This is a genomic window from Shewanella profunda (assembly GCF_023283765.1).
GTDB lineage: Bacteria > Pseudomonadota > Gammaproteobacteria > Enterobacterales > Shewanellaceae > Shewanella > Shewanella profunda.
The window spans coordinates 60303-79809 of sequence record NZ_JAKILG010000016.1 but is presented as its reverse complement, the minus strand read 5'-3'; the positions used below and the strand labels follow the sequence as shown (position 1 = coordinate 79809).

The window sequence follows — 19507 nt, the reverse complement described above, 5'->3', positions numbered from 1 at the left end:
GTCGTTTGTCGTGGGCGTTTTTTAGTTTGAGTTATTTGAAATGGGTATTTTATCAATGCCACAGTTCGATTAACTCAGGTGAAAAAGCGCGCTAAACATTCAATGTGTTTGTGTCTCAGCCATTTCTTTTCCTCCTCCCTTATTAATTTAAGTTGTTTAATAATTGAGGAATATCATGAGTTTTGAAGCCTTGCTCAGCAGCCTAAACGGTATTGTCTGGGGTCCTATCACACTTTGTTTATTAGTTGGCACAGGGATTTATCTCACTGCGCGACTTAAGCTTATCCAAGTCTTTCGCCTGCCCATGGCGCTCGGGTTACTATTTAAACCCGCCAAAGGCCATGGTGATTTATCCTCCTTCGCAGCGCTCTGTACTGCGCTATCTGCCACCATAGGTACAGGTAATATTGTTGGCGTGGCGACGGCGATAAAAATGGGTGGGCCGGGTGCGCTGTTTTGGATGTGGCTGGCGGCATTTTTTGGTATGGCGACTAAATATGCCGAATGTATGCTGGCGGTAAAGTATCGAACAACCGATGCTCGCGGGCAGATTGCGGGTGGCCCAATGTACTATATTGAGCGCGGCCTTGGTCTGCATTGGATGGCTAAGTTATTTGCGCTTTTTGGGGTTGGCGTGGCGTTTTTTGGTATCGGCACTTTTGCGCAGGTTAATGCCATTAGTGATGCATTAACTATCGCATTTGCGGTGCCTACTTGGTTGACGGCAGCGGTTTTAACCATTCTCGTCGCGGCTGTTACGTTAGGGGGCGTTAAGCGAATTTCAAATGTGGCACAAAAGCTGGTTCCTGCCATGTCGATTGGTTATATCCTAGCCTGTTTGTGGATCCTGATTGGTTTTGCCGATCAGATTATACCTGCGCTTGGGCTCGTGATTGAGTCGGCATTTACCCCATTATCTGCGGCGGGCGGATTTTTAGGGGCTACGGTTGCGCAGGCGATTCAAATTGGTATTGCCCGCGGGGTATTCTCGAATGAGTCCGGTTTAGGCAGTGCGCCTATTGCCGCTGCCGCGGCAAAAACCAATGAGCCCGTAGAACAGGGACTGGTCAGTATGACGGGTACTTTTTTCGATACCATCATCATTTGTACTATGACGGGTTTAGTGCTGATCATCACCGGAGTATGGAGTGGCGATACCGCGGGGGCTGCTATGACCAGCGCCGCATTTGCCCTCGGAGGTTCTGCGGTTGTCGGCCAATACTTAGTGACAATTGCCCTCGTTTGCTTTGCCTTTACGACCATTTTAGGCTGGCATTATTATGGCGAACGTTGCTGGTATTATTTGGTGGGTGAGCGCGGGTTACGTTTGTATCAAGTGGCTTTTTTAGTCTTGATTGCAGGTGGGGCTTTTATCAAATTAGATGTGATTTGGTTATTAGCCGATACCGTAAATGGTCTAATGGCTATCCCCAATTTGATTGCCATTGTTGGCTTACGCCATATTATTATTGCCGAGACTCGAAGCTATTTTGCCCGAATGCTCCCTAACCGGAGCTTAGATGCCATTTATTAGTGTTGTGAAAACAACCAATTGCTTCACATTATTTTAACGTTAAGATTGTCGCTTCTCAGTTCTTCGTTTATTTTATAAGTGCTGTTTAAAAAAGTGTGCTTTAAAAAACGGGGACTTTGGGGCGACGCTATGGATAGAAGTAAACTTCGTACCTTCCGCAGTAGAATTTTATCGCACATCGCTTTGCCTTTGATTTTAATTATGACGGGTGTTTATGGTATAAACGCTTGGTTTAGTTATCAATCGTTGGAAACAAAGCTATATGATAATTTAAAACAGCAGGCGAGCCATTCGGCTTCTCGCTTACAACTCCTCTTAGAGCATGCCCAAGCTAATACCCAAGGACTCGCAGATTTTATCGGCTTTTTATCCAATAAAGAGGGATTTAATGATGTCGATAAAGTCAAACAGGTATTAATAAATCGCTTGGAGCGCAATCCTGACTTTTTTGGTACTGCAGTCGCGTTTAAACCAGATATTTTGCCCCATCGAAAACTTTTCTCTCCCTATGTTTACCGTGATGGTGAACAGTTACATTACCTCGATATAGGCGCCCAAGGTTATGACTATACCGATGGTTCTTGGGACTGGTGGACTAATGCCATCAATCAAGCAAATGGCTATTGGTCTAAGGCTTACCTCGATGAGGGCGCCGCTAATGTCCTGATGGTCACTTACTCTGCTCCTTTTGGAAGCTCAGATAATTATTTTGGCGTAGCCACCGTTGATTTAGCCCTAGATAGATTGCCTAGCCAATTGGATGTGGCACCTAATCGCTTAGTGATATTTGACGATCAGGGGCGACTTATTTTTCACACCGATAGAGACAAAATACTGTCCATGACATCGGCGCAATGGCTCGATAAAAGCATTAAGCAAAATGGGGATTTTTGGTTACTCCAGGAGAAAGGCCTCAATGGGCAGGTGAGGTTTGTCGATGGTCAGGGGACTGATTATCTTGCCAGTGTTGCAACGGTTTCTAAACTGAAGTGGCGCGTGGTGGTTATGGTGCCAGAGCAGGAGTTGTTCACGGCTCTACTTGATGATGTGGTCTCCATTGTTCTTGATTTAAGCTTGTTAACTTTGCTGTTATTACTGACCTGCTATTTGACGGCAAAACGGTTAACCAGACCGTTGGAGTTACTTGAATCAGGCATTCTCGCCTTTGGTCAAGGTAAGGCGCAGCAACTTGTGGTCCCCAAAGGTGCGGTGAGTGAAATTGTGACCTTAAGCCACACCTTTAATCAAATGGCTGAGCTATTGGCCGAGCGCGAACAAGTCATACTCGACTCCCGCGGTAACCGCTTTGCTCGCTTGATTGATGGCATGAGTGACAAATCCTTTTACTGTTCACTGGAACCGTCAGGGCAGTTAGCCCAAGTGAGTGAAGGCGTTACTAAAGTGCTTGGCATTGCGCCAGACTTACTAAAGCGAAAATATCAAAGATTTTTTTCGGCAAACCCAGTGAATGAAAAAAACTGGCAGTACACGGATCTTGCCTTGAAAGGCCAGAACGTTCCTTCGCATCAAGTGGAAATGATTGATGCTCAGAGCCATTTAAGACGCCTCGATGTATTTATGCAGCCCTTACTGTCTGATACGGGCGAATTAATGTCGGTGGAAATGCTATTTACCGATGTCACAGAGCAATTTTCGGCGGCGGCTTGGTCGAATGCTGTGCTTGAGGCTGCCCCAGAAGCCATGCTAATTGTCGATCAAAAAGGTGAGATCATTTTTAGCAATAGTCGTTGCCAACAGCTGTTTGGTTACGCTGCTGAGGCAATGTTAGGGCTGCAAGTTGAAGCCCTATTACCCCAAGCACTAGGCAATGAACATGTGCGTTATCGGCAACAATTCTTGCGCGATGGCCGCGATAGAAGCATGGCCAATGCGCGCCATGTCCGTGCTGTAAAAGTGGATGGTAATGAGTTTATTGCCGAAATTGCCTTAAGTATTCTTCCTGCAGATGTCGATGGTAGTAGACAGGTGGCTGCCTCTATTCGCGATATGACTCAGAAGATTGCTATTGAACAGAAAATCCGCGATAGCGAGCTACGTTTTCGCGGGTTAGTGACCAATATTCCCGGTGCCGTTTACCGTACCCGCATTGGTGACGTATGGGTGGTGGAATATATCAGTGACAATATCGCGGATATTACGGGTTATGCGGCGAGTCAGTTTATTGAAAATCGTCAACGCACTTTTGCTTCTTTGATTTTGGAAGAAGATCGCCCCCTGTGTCATCAACATATTGATAAGGCATTGGCACAGCAAGAAACCTTTGAGGTGGAATACCGAATTCGTCACCGCGATGGCAGTATCCGTTGGGTGCATGAAAAGGGTAAAGCGAGTTATAACGAGGAGGGTTTTCCACTTTGGTTCGATGGCAGTATTGATGACATTACCGAGAGCAAACTGGTGTCGGTCGAACTTGAGGCTTCACGGCAACAGTTGGCCAATATCACTGAATCGATCCCTTGTACTGTGTACCAGTTGCGCTGGCATTCTCCCTCTGATCGAGCATTTACCTTTCTTTCTGGGGCGGCAATGCAGACGTTTGGGTTGCACCGCGATAATTTAATGAATGATTTTAATATTATTGCGGAGCGAATTTTTGATGAGGAAAGACCCGAAGTTGTTCGTGCATTAGCGGGCAAGAGTGAAGATAAGTTGCAGTGGATACGCGAGTTTCGTTATCGACATCCTAATGGCAGCATACGTTGGATGGAAGCTGGCGCGAGTGGTCACTTAGATGGTGACAATGTGATCATTTGGAATGGTTACGTTATGGATATCACTCAGCGTAAAACTATGGAGCAAGAACTCGCATTAAGTGAAGCGCACTTTAGGGCTCTTTTCGATGGTGCAACCATAGGTATAGTGAATGTCGATGTTAAGGGCTTAATCCTTGATTGTAATGACCAATTCTGTGAGGACATGGGCCAACCCCGTGAGGAACTGCGTAACATTCCTATTTTTGATGTGCTCAGTCCGCAGGATCGTGAGATTGCTAAAGCACAATTTAAAGATCTTGCCGAGGGAAAGGTGGATCACTATCGCGGAGAGCGGAGTGTTATTCGTCCCTCAGGCGCGCCAATGTGGATGACGGTTAACGTATCTGCGCTCTTCGATTGCCAGCATCAGTTTGAATCTGCGGTAGTCAGCATGGTTGATATGACAGAGCTTAAATTATTGTCGGAACAGCTACTTATTGCCAAAGAGGAGGCCGATGCGGCCAGTAAGGCAAAGAGTGATTTCTTGGCCAATATGTCCCATGAAATCCGTACGCCAATGAACGCCATTATCGGTATGTCACAGCTATGTTTACAGACCACTCTCGATAAAAAACAGAAAAACTATGTGGAGAAAATTGAGCGGGCTTCACAGTCATTATTGTCGATTATTAATGACATTCTCGATTTTTCTAAGATTGAAGCGGGTAAGCTGGATATCGATTCAGTGCCATTCCAGCTTGATACTATGCTCGAAGATCTCAGTGATATGTTCTCGGAGAAAGTGGTCCATAAACAACTTGAATTATTGTTTGCCGTTGCTCCCAATGTGCCACGGCACTTGTTTGGAGACTCACTACGCTTAGGTCAAGTGCTGATTAATCTGATGAACAATGCGATTAAATTCACTGATCGGGGTGAGGTGTTACTTTCTATCAACTTAGTCGAACAACAGAATGATGATGTGACCTTGCGGTTTAGTGTCCGTGACAGCGGCATAGGTTTGACCGATGAGCAACAAGCCAAACTGTTTAAATCTTTCAGTCAAGCTGATACCTCCACAACCCGTAAATATGGTGGTACTGGGCTAGGTTTAGCTATCTGTAAACAGTTAGTTGAATTGATGGGAGGCAATATTGGCGTTGAGAGCCAATTTGGGCATGGCAGTACTTTCTATTTCACGGTGAAACTGCAAATTTCCAGTGGTCAAAAGTTGACTGTAGGACAGGAACTCGAAGGAATGTCTGTTTTAGTGGTCGATGATAACGCGACCGCGAGGGACATTATGCGTACCGCACTCGAGAGCATGGGGTTCAATGTCGATACGGTACGTACTGGGGAGGAGGCCGTTAGTCGATGTATGGAACATGAGTATGCAGTGGCATTAATTGATTGGAAAATGCCGAATATGGACGGGTTAGAAGCCGCGCAGCAGATCCAGCAGCAAGCGAAAACTGCGCCGAGGATCTTAATGGTATCGGCCCATGCGAACCACGAATTTTTAACTCAGATAGAGCAACTGGGGTTAGCGGGGTATATCAGTAAGCCTATCAGTGCCTCACGGTTGCTCGATGGCATTATGAATGCCCTCGGTAGAGCCAGTGTCTTAGCCGTCAGACGGCATAATGAAGCCTTAGATCCCCAAAGTTTACTGCCACTCAAAGGAAAACGTATCCTCTTGGTGGAAGATAATGAGATGAATCTTGAAGTTGCCACGGAGTTTTTGGAACAAGTGGGCATTATTTTATCCATTGCCACTAACGGCCAAATTGCCTTAGATAAATTATCGCAGCAAAGTTTTGATTTGGTGTTGATGGACTGCCAAATGCCAGTTATGGACGGTTATCAAGCGACAAGGGCCCTAAGGCAACGACCTGAATTAGCTCACCTACCTATCATCGCAATGACGGCAAATGCGATGGCTGGTGATAAGGAAATGTGCTTAAGGGTGGGGATGAATGACCACATAGCTAAACCGATAGAAGTCAATATTCTGTATCAGACCCTATTAAAACATCTTGTGGACGATAATAAGCCCAATGTCTTGTTAGACAACTCACAAGTTGATGATATTCAAGCTAAACCTATCAATACTGACCCAGTGGCTATGGTTAAGTGGCCAGAGCATCCCGAGTTAGATATTGATCGTGGATTGCAACTCGTCCAACACTCTGCGCGTTTGTATCAACGGATTTTTGATCGATTTGAAAGCAGTCAACGTAATGTTGTGGAGATGATTAGCAAGGCCGTTGCCGCTAATCAATATGAGGATGCCGTGCGCATTGCCCACACGCTTAAAGGTCTTGCAGGCAATTTAAGTTCGAGCAAATTAGTAGAACTTGCACGTTTATTGGAATTGCACCTGAGTGAAAATCAGCCTTATCAGGGTGAGCTTGAGCAGATCGAAAAACTGGTAGCCTCTATTTGCGAAGCTATCGGAAAAGTAAAACCAGCGTTAGAGCAAGAGTCTGAACTTGGGGCAGAGCAACTCTCCTCTGAGCTTTTAGTCGCAGCACTTAAACACTTGCGCCAGAGTCTAGAGGATGCCGATGCTAAAGCGGTAGAGCAAATTAATGGGTTAAAACCCCAAGTGAGTGCCAAGTTATGGCAACAGCTCAGTCCGGCACTCGCTATGATTAATCAATATCAGTTTGATGAAGCAGTCGATTTGATTGACGAGGTTTTAGCAGCGTTAAATAAGAGTTCCTAACTATGCAACTACGTAAGCCTTCTTAATAAGCTGATACTGCGCGCCATGGATGGCGCAGTGAAACTTTATGGATGACTTTATACGTTTTTACGTTTGATATCGGCTTAAGTTTTGGTGTTTAGAACAGTCAGTTAGAGTGAGTGTAAAACAGCTAATAACAGTTTTGTATATGGCATGAGTCGAGGTGCTTAATGGATAAGGCAACAATATTAGTCGTCGATGATACCCCCGAGAATATTGACATTTTGGTGGGTATCCTCGCAGAAGACTATAAAGTCAAAGTGGCTATTGATGGGCCAAGGGCGTTGGCATTAGTCGCTAAATCTCTACCGGATCTCATCTTACTGGACGTAATGATGCCAGGGATGAATGGCTATGAAGTCTGTAAGTTGCTAAAGCAAGAGCCGCTAACATGTCATATTCCGGTTATTTTTGTTACCGCATTATCTGAGACTGCCGACGAAACCCAAGGTTTTGAGCTGGGGGCTGTCGATTACATTACTAAGCCTGTGAGTGCGCCTATCGTTAAGGCGCGAGTCAAAACCCATCTTGCGCTTTATGATCAAAAACGTTTGCTTGAAGAGCAGGTTAAAGCTCGTACCCAAGAGCTAGAAGATACGCGTTTCGAGATTATTCGTCGCCTCGGCCGAGCCGCAGAATATAAAGACAATGAAACAGGCTTACATGTGGTACGTATGAGTCACTATGCTCGTTTACTGGCGATAAAACTCGGTTTCCCCAGTAGCTTCTGCGACTTACTTTATAATGCAGCGCCTATGCACGACATAGGCAAAATTGGTACGCCCGATGCCGTGCTAAAAAAACCGGGTAAGCTAGATGCGCAGGAATGGCAAATCATGCAGCGGCACGCCGCCATTGGCGCCGAGATTATTGGCGAACACAGTGATCCGTTATTGCAGATGGCCCGTCGTATCGCCTTAACTCACCACGAAAAATGGGATGGTTCAGGCTATCCCAATGGCCTGGTGGGTGAGGATATTCCAATTGAAGGACGTATCATCGCGATTGCGGATGTGTTTGATGCGCTGACTTCGCAACGGCCCTACAAGCAGGCTTGGACGATTGAGGCGACTATGGAGCTGTTTGAAAACCAAGCGGGAAAACATTTTGACCCTAAGCTGGTGGAAGCGTTCAAACAAATCCTGCCTGTGGTGATCTCGATTAGAGACGCTTTTTTAGAACATTGATGCTCGGGTGCTAGATAAGATAAAGACGCCATTGGCGCCTTTATTATTTTAAATCCCATTATGCATATCTTGTTAAATCAAAGCATTATGCTTCATCTAATGAATAAGGCAGGGCTTGGATCGTCAAGCTTGATTGCTCATCGTCGGCAAAACGCAGCTTTGTATCGTTGCTGGTATCGTTGGCGAGTACTGCGGTTAACAACACTTGATTGCCACGTTGTACAAACTCTATGATCTGCCCACCACGGCGGAAGCCGTCTTCTATTGCGATTTCAAGGCCTGACGCTAGGCTGATTTGAAGACTGGTGTGACCGTGCAAAATATACAGGGCGCGTTTATTGCCGCCGCGATATTTCATCCGCGCTATGGTTTCTTGCCCCATGTAACAGCCCTTGTTGAAGCTGATACCGTTGACCGCTTGTAGATTACACATTTGCGGTACGTATTGGCTGGCGTGGCTGGCGGCAAGGTTAGGGTAACCCGCTGAAATCTCTAACGCTTGCCATGCACTGGCATCAAATACACTCAGTTCCGATTGAGCAACTAAGGCCGCAGCCGCCTCTGGGGTTAACACCAAAATAAAACGGTCTGCATCTTTTAAAATCACACCATGTTCAATAAGCGTGAGCTCTTGCTGAATATCGCCAAAATGCTTGTTCACGAATTGGCTTGCCTGTTCGCCAGCAACGCCCAGCAGAGTCCACTGTTCAGACACATTGCTGAGGCTTGCTTTGCTAAACACGGCATATTTTTGTAACTGAGGTAAATCGACTTCGATGGCATCCTTTGGCATTAACATAAAGAGCGCATCTTGGATGGCAAAGGTTCTGAAACTGGCCAGCATTTTACCTTTAGGATCGCAATGTGCGCCCCAGCGCCATTGATTATCGGCTAATGAGCTGATGTCTGTGGTCACTTGACCATGGATAAAACTGCGGCCTTGTTCTCCAACGACTTTGATAAGGCCCATATGAGATAAGTTGGCAAGCATAAGTGGAGGCAAGGAAGCGTCCAGATCCCAATGGGGCGTAGAAACTGAAATAGTCATAGCGAGATCCTGAAAATGAAGACGGTGTGAGAGGCTAGATTGTAGCGGAATTCCTGCTGGCTCAAAAGCATAAGGCGCACATATCTTTGAATGATATGTGCGCCTTAATATGTGTGCTTTAGTCGATAGGCTTAAAGCGAGTTGAGTTTAAATCTTAAAACAGTACGCGGGTACGCAATGTACCTTCAATGGCTTTGAGCTCAACTAGCGCTTCTTCGGCTTGGTGAGTATCGACCTCCATCACCACATAACCAATCTCTGCTGTGGTTTGCAGATATTGGGCGGCGATGTTGATACCTTTTTCCGAGAAGGCTTGGTTGATCTTGATCAGCACGCCTGGACGGTTTTGGTGGATATGCAGTAGGCGTGAGGTGCCTTTGTGCATAGGCAGTGATACTTCTGGGAAGTTAACTGCAGAAACGGTTGAGCCATTGTCTGAGTATTTAGCTAACTTACCCGCGACTTCAATACCAATGTTCTCTTGGGCTTCGGCCGTACTACCACCAACGTGCGGCGTGAGTAGGACGTTGTCTAAACCACGTAGAGGAGTCATAAATTCATCGTCATTCGATTGTGGTTCAACGGGGAACACATCGATGGCCGCCCCAGCGAGATGACATTCTTTTAATGCAACGGTTAGGGCTTCGATATCGACCACTGTGCCCCGTGAGGCATTGATAAAGATGCTACCCTTACGCATAGCGGCAAATTCTGCTGCACCTATCATATCTTTCGTTTGTGGGGTTTCGGGAACGTGTAAGCTCACTACATCAGATTGTGCCAACAGCAGTTCCATCGAATGGACTTGCTGTGCGTTACCTAGCGGCAGCTTGTCTTCGATATCGAAGAACACGACGCGCATGCCTAAGGTTTCCGCCAGAATGCCAAGCTGAGTACCAATATGGCCGTAACCAATCACACCTAAGGTTTTACCACGCACTTCATAGCTACCAGCGGCAGTTTTCATCCAGCCGCCACGGTGGGCAATAGCGTTACGTTCGGGAATTCCACGCATTAGCATAATGATTTCGCCAATCACTAGCTCGGCCACGCTGCGAGTATTAGAGAAGGGGGCGTTAAATACTGGGATACCAAGGGATTCGGCGGTGGCAAGATCAACTTGGTTGGTTCCAATACAGAAACATCCTATCGCGATTAACTTCTCGGCGCGTTTTAGCACCTCGGCAGTTAATTGGGTACGCGAGCGAAGCCCTACAAAATGTGCATCTTTAATGGACTCAAGTAAGGCTTCATCGCTTAAGGAAGCTTTGTGGTATTCGATATTGGTATATCCCGCACGTTCAAATACATCGACCGCAGATTGGTGGACGCCTTCCAACAGCAGGATCTTGATCTTATCCTTGTCCAGCGAATGTTTCGCCATGATATGAGTACCCTCTAATTAATAGAAATGTTTCTTATGATATGCTGACTACCTTCACCCATCAAAGTAGCACTTTTTTTGCTCAGTGTGGAGGGCTAGATGGCTAAAGTTAATATTCTAAATTTAGAACAATATCGCATAAGAGGAAGAAACATTGAATAACAAAATCGCATGGTGCGGTATTTACCTCTCAGTTTTGGTGTGGTCGGCGATAAAACCCGCAGATCCTTTCACATGGTGGCTCGAAGCCTTGCCTGCATTGGTTGCTGTGCCGATTTTATTCTTTACTCGCAAACGTTTTCCATTAACACCTCTCGTCTATGTTTTAGTGTTAGCCCATTGTTGTGTGTTGTTTGTGGGGGCGCATTACACTTACGCCGAAGTACCATTATTCGACATGATTGCCGATTGGATGGGCTCAGAACGTAATAACTACGATAAAGTAGGGCATTTTGCGCAAGGTTTTATTCCGGCTATGCTCGCACGTGAAATTATGCTGCGTAATCAAGCGGTCAAACCGGGTGCTTGGTGTGCGTTTCTTGCCACTTGTTTTGTGCTCGCATTTTCGGCTTTTTATGAACTGATCGAATGGTGGGTGGCCGCGGCAACGGGTGAAGGCGCTGAAGCCTTTTTAGGCACTCAAGGCTATGTGTGGGATACCCAATCAGATATGTTTTTTGCCCTCATTGGTGCGATTGTCGCGCTAACTTTATTGTCTCGTTTTCAAGATAAGCAAATAGCAGCACTCAAACTGAGGACCTAGCGGTTATGAGTAGGTGATGCTTTGTGTTCGAGTTGCAAGATTTTCTCTCCCTGAAATATCTAACGCGAGTTTGATGGCATTTAGCTGTCATACTTTTGCGTTAGTATTTATGTTTACTTTATGTTGCAACTTTGGGTTGATGTAGTCATAGTTGGAAAGTATTAGGCGCTGTGAGTAAGTCAAGTTAAGCGGCATTTTTGACTGTTATTCCATTTTCTTGTGGTGAGTTAGTCGAACCTACTAGGATTAAACAGGGAATAATACATTTGGGTGATGTTTTTCAGGCGTTAACTAGTCAGAATTAGTTTGGTTAATGGAATGTTTAAAACGTTAAGTAAAAGACTAACCAAAAATGCCATTTGCTAACAAAGAACACTTTTCACGGAGGAGAGCCATTGAGCACAATTAACGAATTGGTTTTTTTACACCAAATGGCAGCGCCATGTCATTTAGCGTTACTCGCTGAATCCATAGGCTTGAAAACCCGTATAGTAAAACATGCGGCTGAACTTGATTTGGATAAGAGTCACCGTAGTTTTTACCTGATCACCCAAAAAGGTTCAGCATTAGATAACAAAGGGATCCCCCTGTTGGCTTCGCGATTAGTGTCACATTTCCCCGTGGCACTGTACCAAGTTGAGCGCGATTCCTTGGATCAAGAATCTGCAATGTTACTCGGCATTCGAGGTATTTTATTTGCCGATCAACGTATGGATTTGATGTTAACTGGTTTACGTAAAATGGTGGCAGAGGAACTTTGGTACGATAGAACCCTGCTGAGTAAAATGTTCCGCCGTGTAGTTCAAAAGTTAGATGGTAATAATGAGATGCCCTCTGATACTGTGGCTATGCTACAGATGCTGACATCCCGTGAGCGCACCATTATTCAATTTGTATCGAGTGGCGCGAGGAATAAAGAAATCGCCCATAGGTTATGCATCAGCGAACATACGGTGAAAGCGCATATTTCCTCTATTTTCCGTAAGACCCAATCACGTAATCGTGTTGAGCTATTGCGCTGGGCACAAACCTATCAAACTCACTTTGAGCTATGCAACTAGTCAGTTAAAGATATTGGTCGTTAGCGTTTCGCTTTGAGTGGTTAATTTTAATGATTGCTGGCATATCAACATAGAAAAGCGGGAATGTTTATTTAAACATTCCCGCTTTTTGTTTAACACCCTTTTTATAAACCACCAAAGAGTTTAGCTGTGGTGGTTTAACAGTATTGGCTAGTATTGCACTACAGTGGCAATGTTCATATCGCCTGACTGGTTCACGCTGATGCTGTTGTTAGTGCCTGCTTGGGAACCTAATACTAAGTTGTCATTACCCGTTTGAGTGATTGACAGGCTGTTATTGTCACCGCTAACTGTGAATGAGTTACTGGTGTCACCGCTCACCCAGTTACCAGTACCGGCTTGAGTGATATCGGCAGTGTTCTCATCACCCTCGATAATGAGATCGATAAGGTTAAGATCGCCACGGTGTTGAAGCGCTGTGACATCGGCATTATTGTTGCCAGCAACGGAAATGATTGCTTCGTTTTGAGCGCCATCTTGCTCAACATCAACTTCGTTATCGTTACCCACTGCATCGACATAAGCAAAGTTAGCATTACCTTCTTGGCTTACTTCGATACTGTTGTCTTCACCCTCAGCGAAGGCAACGATTTCGTTGTCATTGCCTTTAGAGGATAAATCGAAGTCGTTATCTATACCGTATGCGCCAAAGGTTGCGAAGTTCGCATCGCCTTTTTGTTTCAAGTCAACATCGTTGCTATCGCCCCATACTTGGAACTCTGCACCGTTGAAGTCACCATTTTGCTTGATAGCGATGTCGTTATCATCACCTTGGATATCGGCCACTAAAGTATCACCGATAGTATTACTGCTGCCATTTTGAGTAATATCTACACTGTTATCATCACCCGTTGTCATAGCCAGATAGGCTGTGTTGCCGTTACCTTGTTGATCCATTGAAATATCGTTATCGCTGCCTGCCAGTGCGTAAACAAAGCCAAAGTGGTTATCACCTTTTTGGACCATGTCAACGCTATTGTTGTCACCTGCAATGCCTTTAGCCGCGCCAAAGTTGTTGTTACCCACTTGTTCAACCGACACGTCGTTGTTGTTACCCACGTTAGCCGTTAAGTCGAGGGCAATTAAACCCGCCTGGTTATCATCACCGATTTGTGTGATTTTCCCGTCGTTGTTGTTGCCTTCAACGCGAAATACTGCGAAGTTAGCATCGCCTTCTTGCTCAACAAATACAGCGTTTTCAGTGCCAGTGATTTCAGCTTGGCTTTCGTTGACTGAGCCTAATTGGCTAACTCTTACTGTGTTATCGTTGCCAATAACATCGTTACTGCTTTGGTTATAGAAACCGTCTTGCGAAACATTAACATTGTTGTTGTCACCTTCAACATTTGCACTCGCCACATGCCAGTCAAGTTGCTGCGTTACTTGGACTTTGTTGTCGGTACCCGTTGAATTTATTGCCGCTTCATGCCACACACCGTTTTGTATAACGGTTGCGACTTGAGCTGTACCCGTTTGGACAACCGCAGCAGCGTTAAGGGTACCCGTTTGTGAGACTAAGGTGTCTTGGTCTTGGCCCGTTTGTACTACGCTAATTTCGCTCACTGAGCTGGCTGCAAAGGCATGACCGCTTAAACCCGCTGCAATGGCCAAAGCAATAAGTGATTTTTTAGCTTGTGATTTCATGTGACGCTCCCTGTTTAATATTGAGTTATTGAGATTGCAGCACCGTCTGCAATCTGTTGAATCGAAAAATTGCCGCTACCTAGTTGGTTCAGTTGCACGAGATTGTCATTGCCAATTTGTGTCACTGAAGCCGTATTTTGACTGCCGACTTGCAGTAGTTGGACTTCATTGTTTGAACCAATCTGTGTGATTAGCGCGTCGTTATCATTGCCCACTTGTGTCACATTGGCCTCGTTATCGCTGCCTGATTGGAACAGTAAACCTTGGTTGGCAGTGCCTTGTTGAACCAGCTCGATAAGGTTATCGCGACCGGAACGTTCCAGTAATGCCTGAAGGGTTACGGGTAACTCGTTGACATTCAGCTCCTGTGCTGTGGTCATACAACTACACAGCAAGATCAGCGGCACCAAAAAGCGTATAGATGGATTTGGCACGGATGACTCCTTGCATGCATCAAATATCTTGGGTTGCTTAACACAACTTACATCCCAAATTCAGACCTGAAGATACGAGTCCAGTTAACATGTCGCAATTGGCCAAAAGGGTATTTATTCTAGAAAGGAGGGAGTGTCAGTAAATGGGTGATATGTTTTTATGGTGCTGATTTAAATGAGTTTATATTTTTACTGAAGAGTATTTTATTAGAGTGTCTAGTCTAGTTGGCCTAGTAGTTAAGTCGTATTTGTTGAGAAGCTATCCCTAGATTATTTAAACAATGGTTAACAATTAGTGAAAAGGATATCGATAGTCGCGTTATCATTTTTTCTGAAAGAGTTAATCGCGAAGGGCAATGAGTTATAGTGAGGTCGAATTTTTTCAACACATCAGAGATAGGACAAGTACGACATTCTATACGCGATCAGTGTTTTTCCGGCTCTTTTGACGCTTCAGGGAAGGCTTGGGTACTGATTTGGTCTTTACGGTCTTTCAGTTGTTGCATTGTACTGTTGTTGCTTATAGTCAACACATTGAAGCGAGTATTGATATCGTCCATTTCGTTGATGTATTCAGGATCGTTTTTCTCTTTATTTTGCCAATAACGTCTACGTTCTAGTTTCTGTAATTCACTGGCTCGCAGGATTTCAAAATAGCTGTTTTCCTGCTTAAGCCGATATATTTCGCCATCAAGCAGTTGCAGCAGTTTTTCTTTGGTAATAGTTTGGCTATTGAGTAACGCTTGTAAAGGATCGACAGGCATTTCCCGTTTATCTGAATCAGTTTCAATTGTGACGCCTAACTGATACTCGATTTTGTGTTGACGGTATTCCTGCGGGCAAGCGATTTGGCTAAAGACAACTTTATCGCCCTTATGACATTTATAGATAGTGTTTGCCTGAGCCATGTTTGGCAACAAAAGGCATATCAGAGTCAGTATCAGCTTTGCCATTCGGCTACAAATCCTTTGTACACTAGTGACATATATTTATGCATCAAATCCGTGTGTTGGTCCGTTTAATACTATGGGGTAAGTTTGGGGAGAAAACCAGTTTTTTGACGATTGATCTTTTCTGACATTGAAATTGATTTTCAAAGGGAAATAGCATTAATTCTGAACTATAAATGATAAAAAAGGAGCCTAAGCTCCTTTTTTATCAAGGTATTTTACATTAGCGATCGAATCTTAGATTATCAATAAGGCGCGCTTTACCGAGATAAGCCGCCGCTAAAATCACCAGCGCTTTATCCTGTGCTTCGGCTTTTGCTAAGGTGTGGGCATGGCGAATTTCTAAGTAATCAGGGGTAAAGCCTGCAAAGACTAGACTCGCCTTAGCTTGCTCTGTCACTTGCTCAAAACTCTCGCCCTGCTTGATGCCAGCCGCCATTGCATCAATCGCTTTTTTAAGCGCAGGTGCCGCCGCTTTTTCATCGCTAGTTAAGTAGCCATTGCGTGAACTCATAGCGAGTCCTGAGGCTTCACGTATCGTATCAACACCAATAATTTCAATCGGTAAGGATAGATCCTCAACCATGGTTTTGATCACTAATAGCTGCTGATAGTCTTTATTGCCAAATAGCGCCACATCTGGTTGCACTATGTTAAATAGCTTACAGACAACAGTGGCAACACCGCGGAAATGCCCTGGACGGGATGCGCCACAAAGTACGTCTGAAATACCCGGTACTTCGACAAAGGTTTGTTGCGCTAAGCCTTTGGGGTAGATGATGGCGGGTGTAGGAGTAAACAACAGTTCTGCGCCAGCCGCCGTGAGTGCTTCGCTATCGGCGGCCAGAGTGCGTGGATAGGCGTCGAGATCTTCATTTTGCCCAAATTGCATTGGATTGACGAAAATTGACACCACCACATGGTCACACTTTTGTGCAGCTTGTTTGACTAAGGTGATGTGTCCTTGATGAAGATTCCCCATGGTTGGCACAAAGGCGACGGTTTCGCCCTTGGCACGCCATGCTCGCACTTGAGTGCGAATATCATCGATATGGGCGCTTGTGATCATTAAGCCTTACCTTGCTAAAACGGGAAATTAGTTGAACGTGTGTTCGGCACTTGGGAAGGTTCCCGCGGCAACTTCTTCAATATAAGCGCGTACCGCAGAGCGGATTTCGCCCGTTTGTTTTAGGTAGTTTTTCGAAAAACGTGGAATATAACCACTTGAAATACCTAATACATCATGCATCACTAAAATCTGACCATCGGTTGAGGCGCCTGCACCAATTCCAATGACAGGAATCGTTAATGCTTGAGTAATCGCTGCCGCGAGTGGCGCAGGAATACACTCCACTACCAGTAGTTGAGCACCAGCCGCTTCTAAAGCCTTAGCCTCGTCCAGAATACGCTGGGCATTTTCAGCATCGCGACCTTGTACTTTAAAACCACCAAAAACATGAACAGACTGAGGGGTTAAACCTAAGTGGGCACAGACAGGGATACCACGCTCCGTGAGTTTAGTGACGGTTTCGAGTAACCAATGGCCACCCTCCACTTTGACCATATTGGCGCCAGCTTGCATCAACTCAGTGGCATTAACCATGGCTTGCTCTGGTGTGGCGTAACTCATAAACGGCATGTCGGCAATCAGCAGTGCTCGCTCTATACCGCGACGTACGCAGCGAGTATGGTAAGCGATCTCTGCGGTCGTGACGGGGAGGGTATCATCATGGCCTTGCAGAACCATTCCCAAAGAATCGCCGACGAGCAGCACATCTACACCTTCGCTATCAAACGCGCCGGCAAAACTGGCATCATAGGCTGTCAGTGCCGTGAATTTTCTACCTTCCTGTTTGTATTTCAACAGGGTTGAGCTAGTAATTTTAGACATATGGATGATCTTCAAACCAAATAGAAGTGGTGTTATAAGCTAACTGGGGACGGACTTCAATGATCTATCCCTAGTAGTTGTCATTTTGCCAAGATATTTTCATTGCTAATAAGCTTGAGCTTAGTGTTCTTAGAGTCAACAGTTGATGGTTTTAACCATTGCGCTTTAGTTGTTGTAACTCGGCCAACATATTTTTGTTAATCAGACTACTTAGGGCTGTGTTACAGGGCAGGATAAGATCTGGAGCAATCGCGGCTAATGGGACAAGCACAAAGCTGCGCTCTTTCATGCCGTAGTGAGGAACTTTGAGCCTAGGTTCATCAATGAACTCATTACCATATAGGAGCAAATCGAGATCTAAGGTTCTTGGTCCCCAGCGTTCTTTACGAACTCGCCCTTGAGTATTTTCGATATGTTGTAGTGCATCGAGTAACGCCAATGGCGTCAGTGTTGTCTCAAAGCTTGCTACCGCATTGATATAATCGGGCTGGACCACATCGCCCATAGGGGTTGAATGGTAGTACGGTGAGACCTGCAAACTATTGCCCTGAGCGAGTGTGGACAACGCCATCACGCCATTGTCCAATTGCGTTTGGGGATCGTTGAGATTGGCCCCTAATGCAACATAAACGCGGGTCATTATTCAGCCGCTTTGGCTTTAGTCGTACTTGGTCTGCGGCGACGGCGTTGCGGTGCGTTGCGATTCCCAGACGACTTATTACCACTACGGGCGATAGTCAGGCGTTCGGTTTCATCGGCTTCAACAAATTGCTGCCACCATGCTGCACTTTTGGCAACATTACCGCCTTCCACTTCACCTCTGAGTAAGAGTAGATCGTAGGCGGCTCTAAACTTAGGGTGCTCCATTAGTTTAAAAGCACGAGTACCTTGGCTACGGTCGAAACGTAATTGTAATTGCCAAATATCTTTTGAGGGTGTGCTAAAGCGACGTGGAATACTGATGGTTTGGCATTGCTGCTCCATCACATCACCCATTGCTGCGAAAAAGGCGTCATATAAAGTTAAGCCACTTTCAACGGCAATATCCTCGGCACGTTGGCGTAGCGGATACCAAAGCATGGCAGCATAGAAGAATGAGGGAGTAACTGGTTTATCCTCATTTACCCGTAAGTCGGTGCTTTTCATGATGGCCTGAACCATTTTCATTGCCGGACCCTTTGGATCTTCTTTTAATAGCGCATCGATCTGTGGAAACAAGGGTGCGAATAACTTGTATTCCAGCATCATTTCAAAGTTAGCTAAGGCTTTGCCCGCAAAGAAGAGTTTAAGCACTTCTTCATACATGCGCGCCGCAGGAATATCCGTGAGCAGCGGTGCCAATTGTTTGATTGGTTTTGCCGTGACTTCCTCGATACTCATGCTGAGCTTAGTTGCAAAACGAACGGCTCTTAGCATGCGTACGGGATCTTCGCGGTAACGGGTTTCTGGATCGCCAATTAATCTTAAGGTGCCCGCCTTGAGATCGGCCATGCCGCCGCCATAGCTGCGGATGGAATAATCGCTGATATCGTAATAGAGGGCATTGACGGTAAAATCGCGGCGTTCGGCATCTTCATCAATTTCGCCATAGACGTTGTCGCGCAGTAAGCGGCCTTCGGCGCTGGCTTTAGAGACTTTATCATTGCTTTCGCCATGGTGACCACGAAAGGTCGCAACTTCAATAACATCACGGCCAAAGACGATATGGGCGAGACGGAAACGGCGTCCAACCACTCGGCAATTGCGGAACAGTTTTTTGATTTCTTCTGGCGTTGCGTTGGTCACAACGTCGAAATCCTTTGGTTCGAGTCCGAGGAGTAAATCACGCACACCGCCGCCGACCAAATAGGCTTTAAAGCCTGATTTATTCAGTCTGTATAATACCTTAAGGGCATTCTCACTAATTTCCTTGCGCGAGATGGAGTGGGCATCTCTCGGCACTAACTCTAAGCTTAAGGCGCTAGAAGAGGCTTCTAATGCTTGGGGTTGGATCTGAGCTGGAGTTGGAGCGGTCGTTTTAGGCGCGTCTTCAAATAGCTGCTTACAGAATTGGCTGATACGGCGAAAAATGGGACACCTCGAAATGTGATCTGTTATGTGATTAAAAAATCTGGCGGCTATCATATA

Annotated in this window: 14 protein-coding genes; 5 read left to right on the top strand and 9 right to left on the bottom strand. The window is 45.6% G+C overall.

Annotated elements, in window-relative coordinates:
* Positions 1–175: 175 nt before the first annotated feature.
* From L2744_RS10155 to L2744_RS10145, 3 genes are all read left to right on the top strand, one after another.
* Positions 176–1534 carry an alanine/glycine:cation symporter family protein gene (locus L2744_RS10155; protein ID WP_248991802.1) on the top strand — a complete coding sequence of 453 codons (1359 nt, stop codon included), beginning with the start codon at positions 176–178 and terminating at the stop codon, positions 1532–1534.
* Between the two features lie 129 nt (positions 1535–1663).
* The gene (locus L2744_RS10150) at positions 1664–6976 is read left to right on the top strand and encodes a PAS domain S-box protein (RefSeq protein ID WP_248991801.1); all 5313 of its coding nucleotides are present in this window, start codon (positions 1664–1666) and stop codon (positions 6974–6976) included.
* Positions 6977–7167: 191 nt separating this feature from the next.
* A complete protein-coding gene (locus L2744_RS10145) occupies positions 7168–8184 on the top strand; it encodes a response regulator (RefSeq protein WP_248991800.1) in 1017 nt (338 codons plus the stop codon).
* A gap of 85 nt (positions 8185–8269) precedes the next feature.
* On the opposite strand, the gene ygfZ is transcribed toward L2744_RS10145, so the two are convergent.
* Together ygfZ and serA are read right to left on the bottom strand one after the other, a co-directional pair.
* The gene (gene ygfZ, locus L2744_RS10140; RefSeq protein WP_248991799.1) at positions 8270–9232 is read right to left on the bottom strand and encodes a tRNA-modifying protein YgfZ; all 963 of its coding nucleotides are present in this window, start codon (positions 9230–9232) and stop codon (positions 8270–8272) included.
* 154 nt (positions 9233–9386) lie between these two features.
* On the bottom strand, positions 9387–10616 hold the full coding sequence (serA, locus tag L2744_RS10135; protein ID WP_248991798.1) for a phosphoglycerate dehydrogenase: 1230 nt from the start codon (positions 10614–10616) through the stop codon (positions 9387–9389).
* Positions 10617–10770: 154 nt separating this feature from the next.
* Here serA and L2744_RS10130 point away from each other — a divergent pair, with 154 nt between their 5' ends.
* The gene (locus L2744_RS10130) at positions 10771–11379 is read left to right on the top strand and encodes a DUF2238 domain-containing protein (RefSeq protein ID WP_248991797.1); all 609 of its coding nucleotides are present in this window, start codon (positions 10771–10773) and stop codon (positions 11377–11379) included.
* Between the two features lie 395 nt (positions 11380–11774).
* On the top strand, positions 11775–12440 hold the full coding sequence (locus L2744_RS10125; RefSeq protein WP_248991796.1) for a helix-turn-helix transcriptional regulator: 666 nt from the start codon (positions 11775–11777) through the stop codon (positions 12438–12440).
* A gap of 171 nt (positions 12441–12611) precedes the next feature.
* On the opposite strand, the gene L2744_RS10120 is transcribed toward L2744_RS10125, so the two are convergent.
* The 7 genes from L2744_RS10120 to L2744_RS10090 all read right to left on the bottom strand — a co-directional run bounded on the left by L2744_RS10120 (position 12612) and on the right by L2744_RS10090 (position 19504).
* Positions 12612–14105, bottom strand: a complete 1494-nt coding sequence (locus L2744_RS10120) for a curlin (RefSeq protein WP_248991795.1) — start codon at positions 14103–14105, stop codon at positions 12612–12614.
* Positions 14106–14119: 14 nt separating this feature from the next.
* Positions 14120–14539, bottom strand: a complete 420-nt coding sequence (locus L2744_RS10115; protein WP_248991794.1) for a curlin — start codon at positions 14537–14539, stop codon at positions 14120–14122.
* A gap of 425 nt (positions 14540–14964) precedes the next feature.
* A complete protein-coding gene (locus tag L2744_RS10110) occupies positions 14965–15492 on the bottom strand; it encodes a DUF4124 domain-containing protein (protein WP_248991793.1) in 528 nt (175 codons plus the stop codon).
* 220 nt (positions 15493–15712) lie between these two features.
* Entirely contained in the window at positions 15713–16558 is an 846-nt protein-coding gene (gene panC / locus L2744_RS10105) for a pantoate--beta-alanine ligase (protein ID WP_248991792.1), read from the bottom strand.
* Positions 16559–16585: 27 nt separating this feature from the next.
* Positions 16586–17380 carry a 3-methyl-2-oxobutanoate hydroxymethyltransferase gene (gene panB, locus L2744_RS10100; protein ID WP_248991791.1) on the bottom strand — a complete coding sequence of 265 codons (795 nt, stop codon included), beginning with the start codon at positions 17378–17380 and terminating at the stop codon, positions 16586–16588.
* 151 nt (positions 17381–17531) lie between these two features.
* Complete coding sequence (gene folK / locus L2744_RS10095; protein WP_248991790.1) at positions 17532–18020, bottom strand: 2-amino-4-hydroxy-6-hydroxymethyldihydropteridine diphosphokinase; 489 nt, start codon at positions 18018–18020, stop codon at positions 17532–17534.
* Positions 18020–19504: a polynucleotide adenylyltransferase PcnB gene (locus tag L2744_RS10090; protein ID WP_248991789.1), complete on the bottom strand. Its 1485-nt coding sequence runs from the start codon at positions 19502–19504 to the stop codon at positions 18020–18022. The genes folK and L2744_RS10090 overlap by 1 nt, the downstream gene beginning before the upstream one ends.
* Positions 19505–19507: the final 3 nt, after the last annotated feature.

What these genes read in the sequence shown, in the direction of transcription:
- ygfZ (WP_248991799.1), bottom strand. Translation starts at nt 9,232, where the DNA reads ATGACTATTTCAGTTTCTACGCCCCATTGGGATCTGGACGCTTCCTTG.
- L2744_RS10145 (WP_248991800.1), top strand. Translation starts at nt 7,168, where the DNA reads ATGGATAAGGCAACAATATTAGTCGTCGATGATACCCCCGAGAATATT.
- L2744_RS10120 (WP_248991795.1), bottom strand. Translation starts at nt 14,105, where the DNA reads ATGAAATCACAAGCTAAAAAATCACTTATTGCTTTGGCCATTGCAGCG.
- L2744_RS10110 (WP_248991793.1), bottom strand. Translation starts at nt 15,492, where the DNA reads ATGGCAAAGCTGATACTGACTCTGATATGCCTTTTGTTGCCAAACATG.
- L2744_RS10150 (WP_248991801.1), top strand. Translation starts at nt 1,664, where the DNA reads ATGGATAGAAGTAAACTTCGTACCTTCCGCAGTAGAATTTTATCGCAC.
- serA (WP_248991798.1), bottom strand. Translation starts at nt 10,616, where the DNA reads ATGGCGAAACATTCGCTGGACAAGGATAAGATCAAGATCCTGCTGTTG.
- folK (WP_248991790.1), bottom strand. Translation starts at nt 18,020, where the DNA reads ATGACCCGCGTTTATGTTGCATTAGGGGCCAATCTCAACGATCCCCAA.
- L2744_RS10155 (WP_248991802.1), top strand. Translation starts at nt 176, where the DNA reads ATGAGTTTTGAAGCCTTGCTCAGCAGCCTAAACGGTATTGTCTGGGGT.
- panB (WP_248991791.1), bottom strand. Translation starts at nt 17,380, where the DNA reads ATGTCTAAAATTACTAGCTCAACCCTGTTGAAATACAAACAGGAAGGT.
- panC (WP_248991792.1), bottom strand. Translation starts at nt 16,558, where the DNA reads ATGATCACAAGCGCCCATATCGATGATATTCGCACTCAAGTGCGAGCA.
- L2744_RS10090 (WP_248991789.1), bottom strand. Translation starts at nt 19,504, where the DNA reads ATGATAGCCGCCAGATTTTTTAATCACATAACAGATCACATTTCGAGG.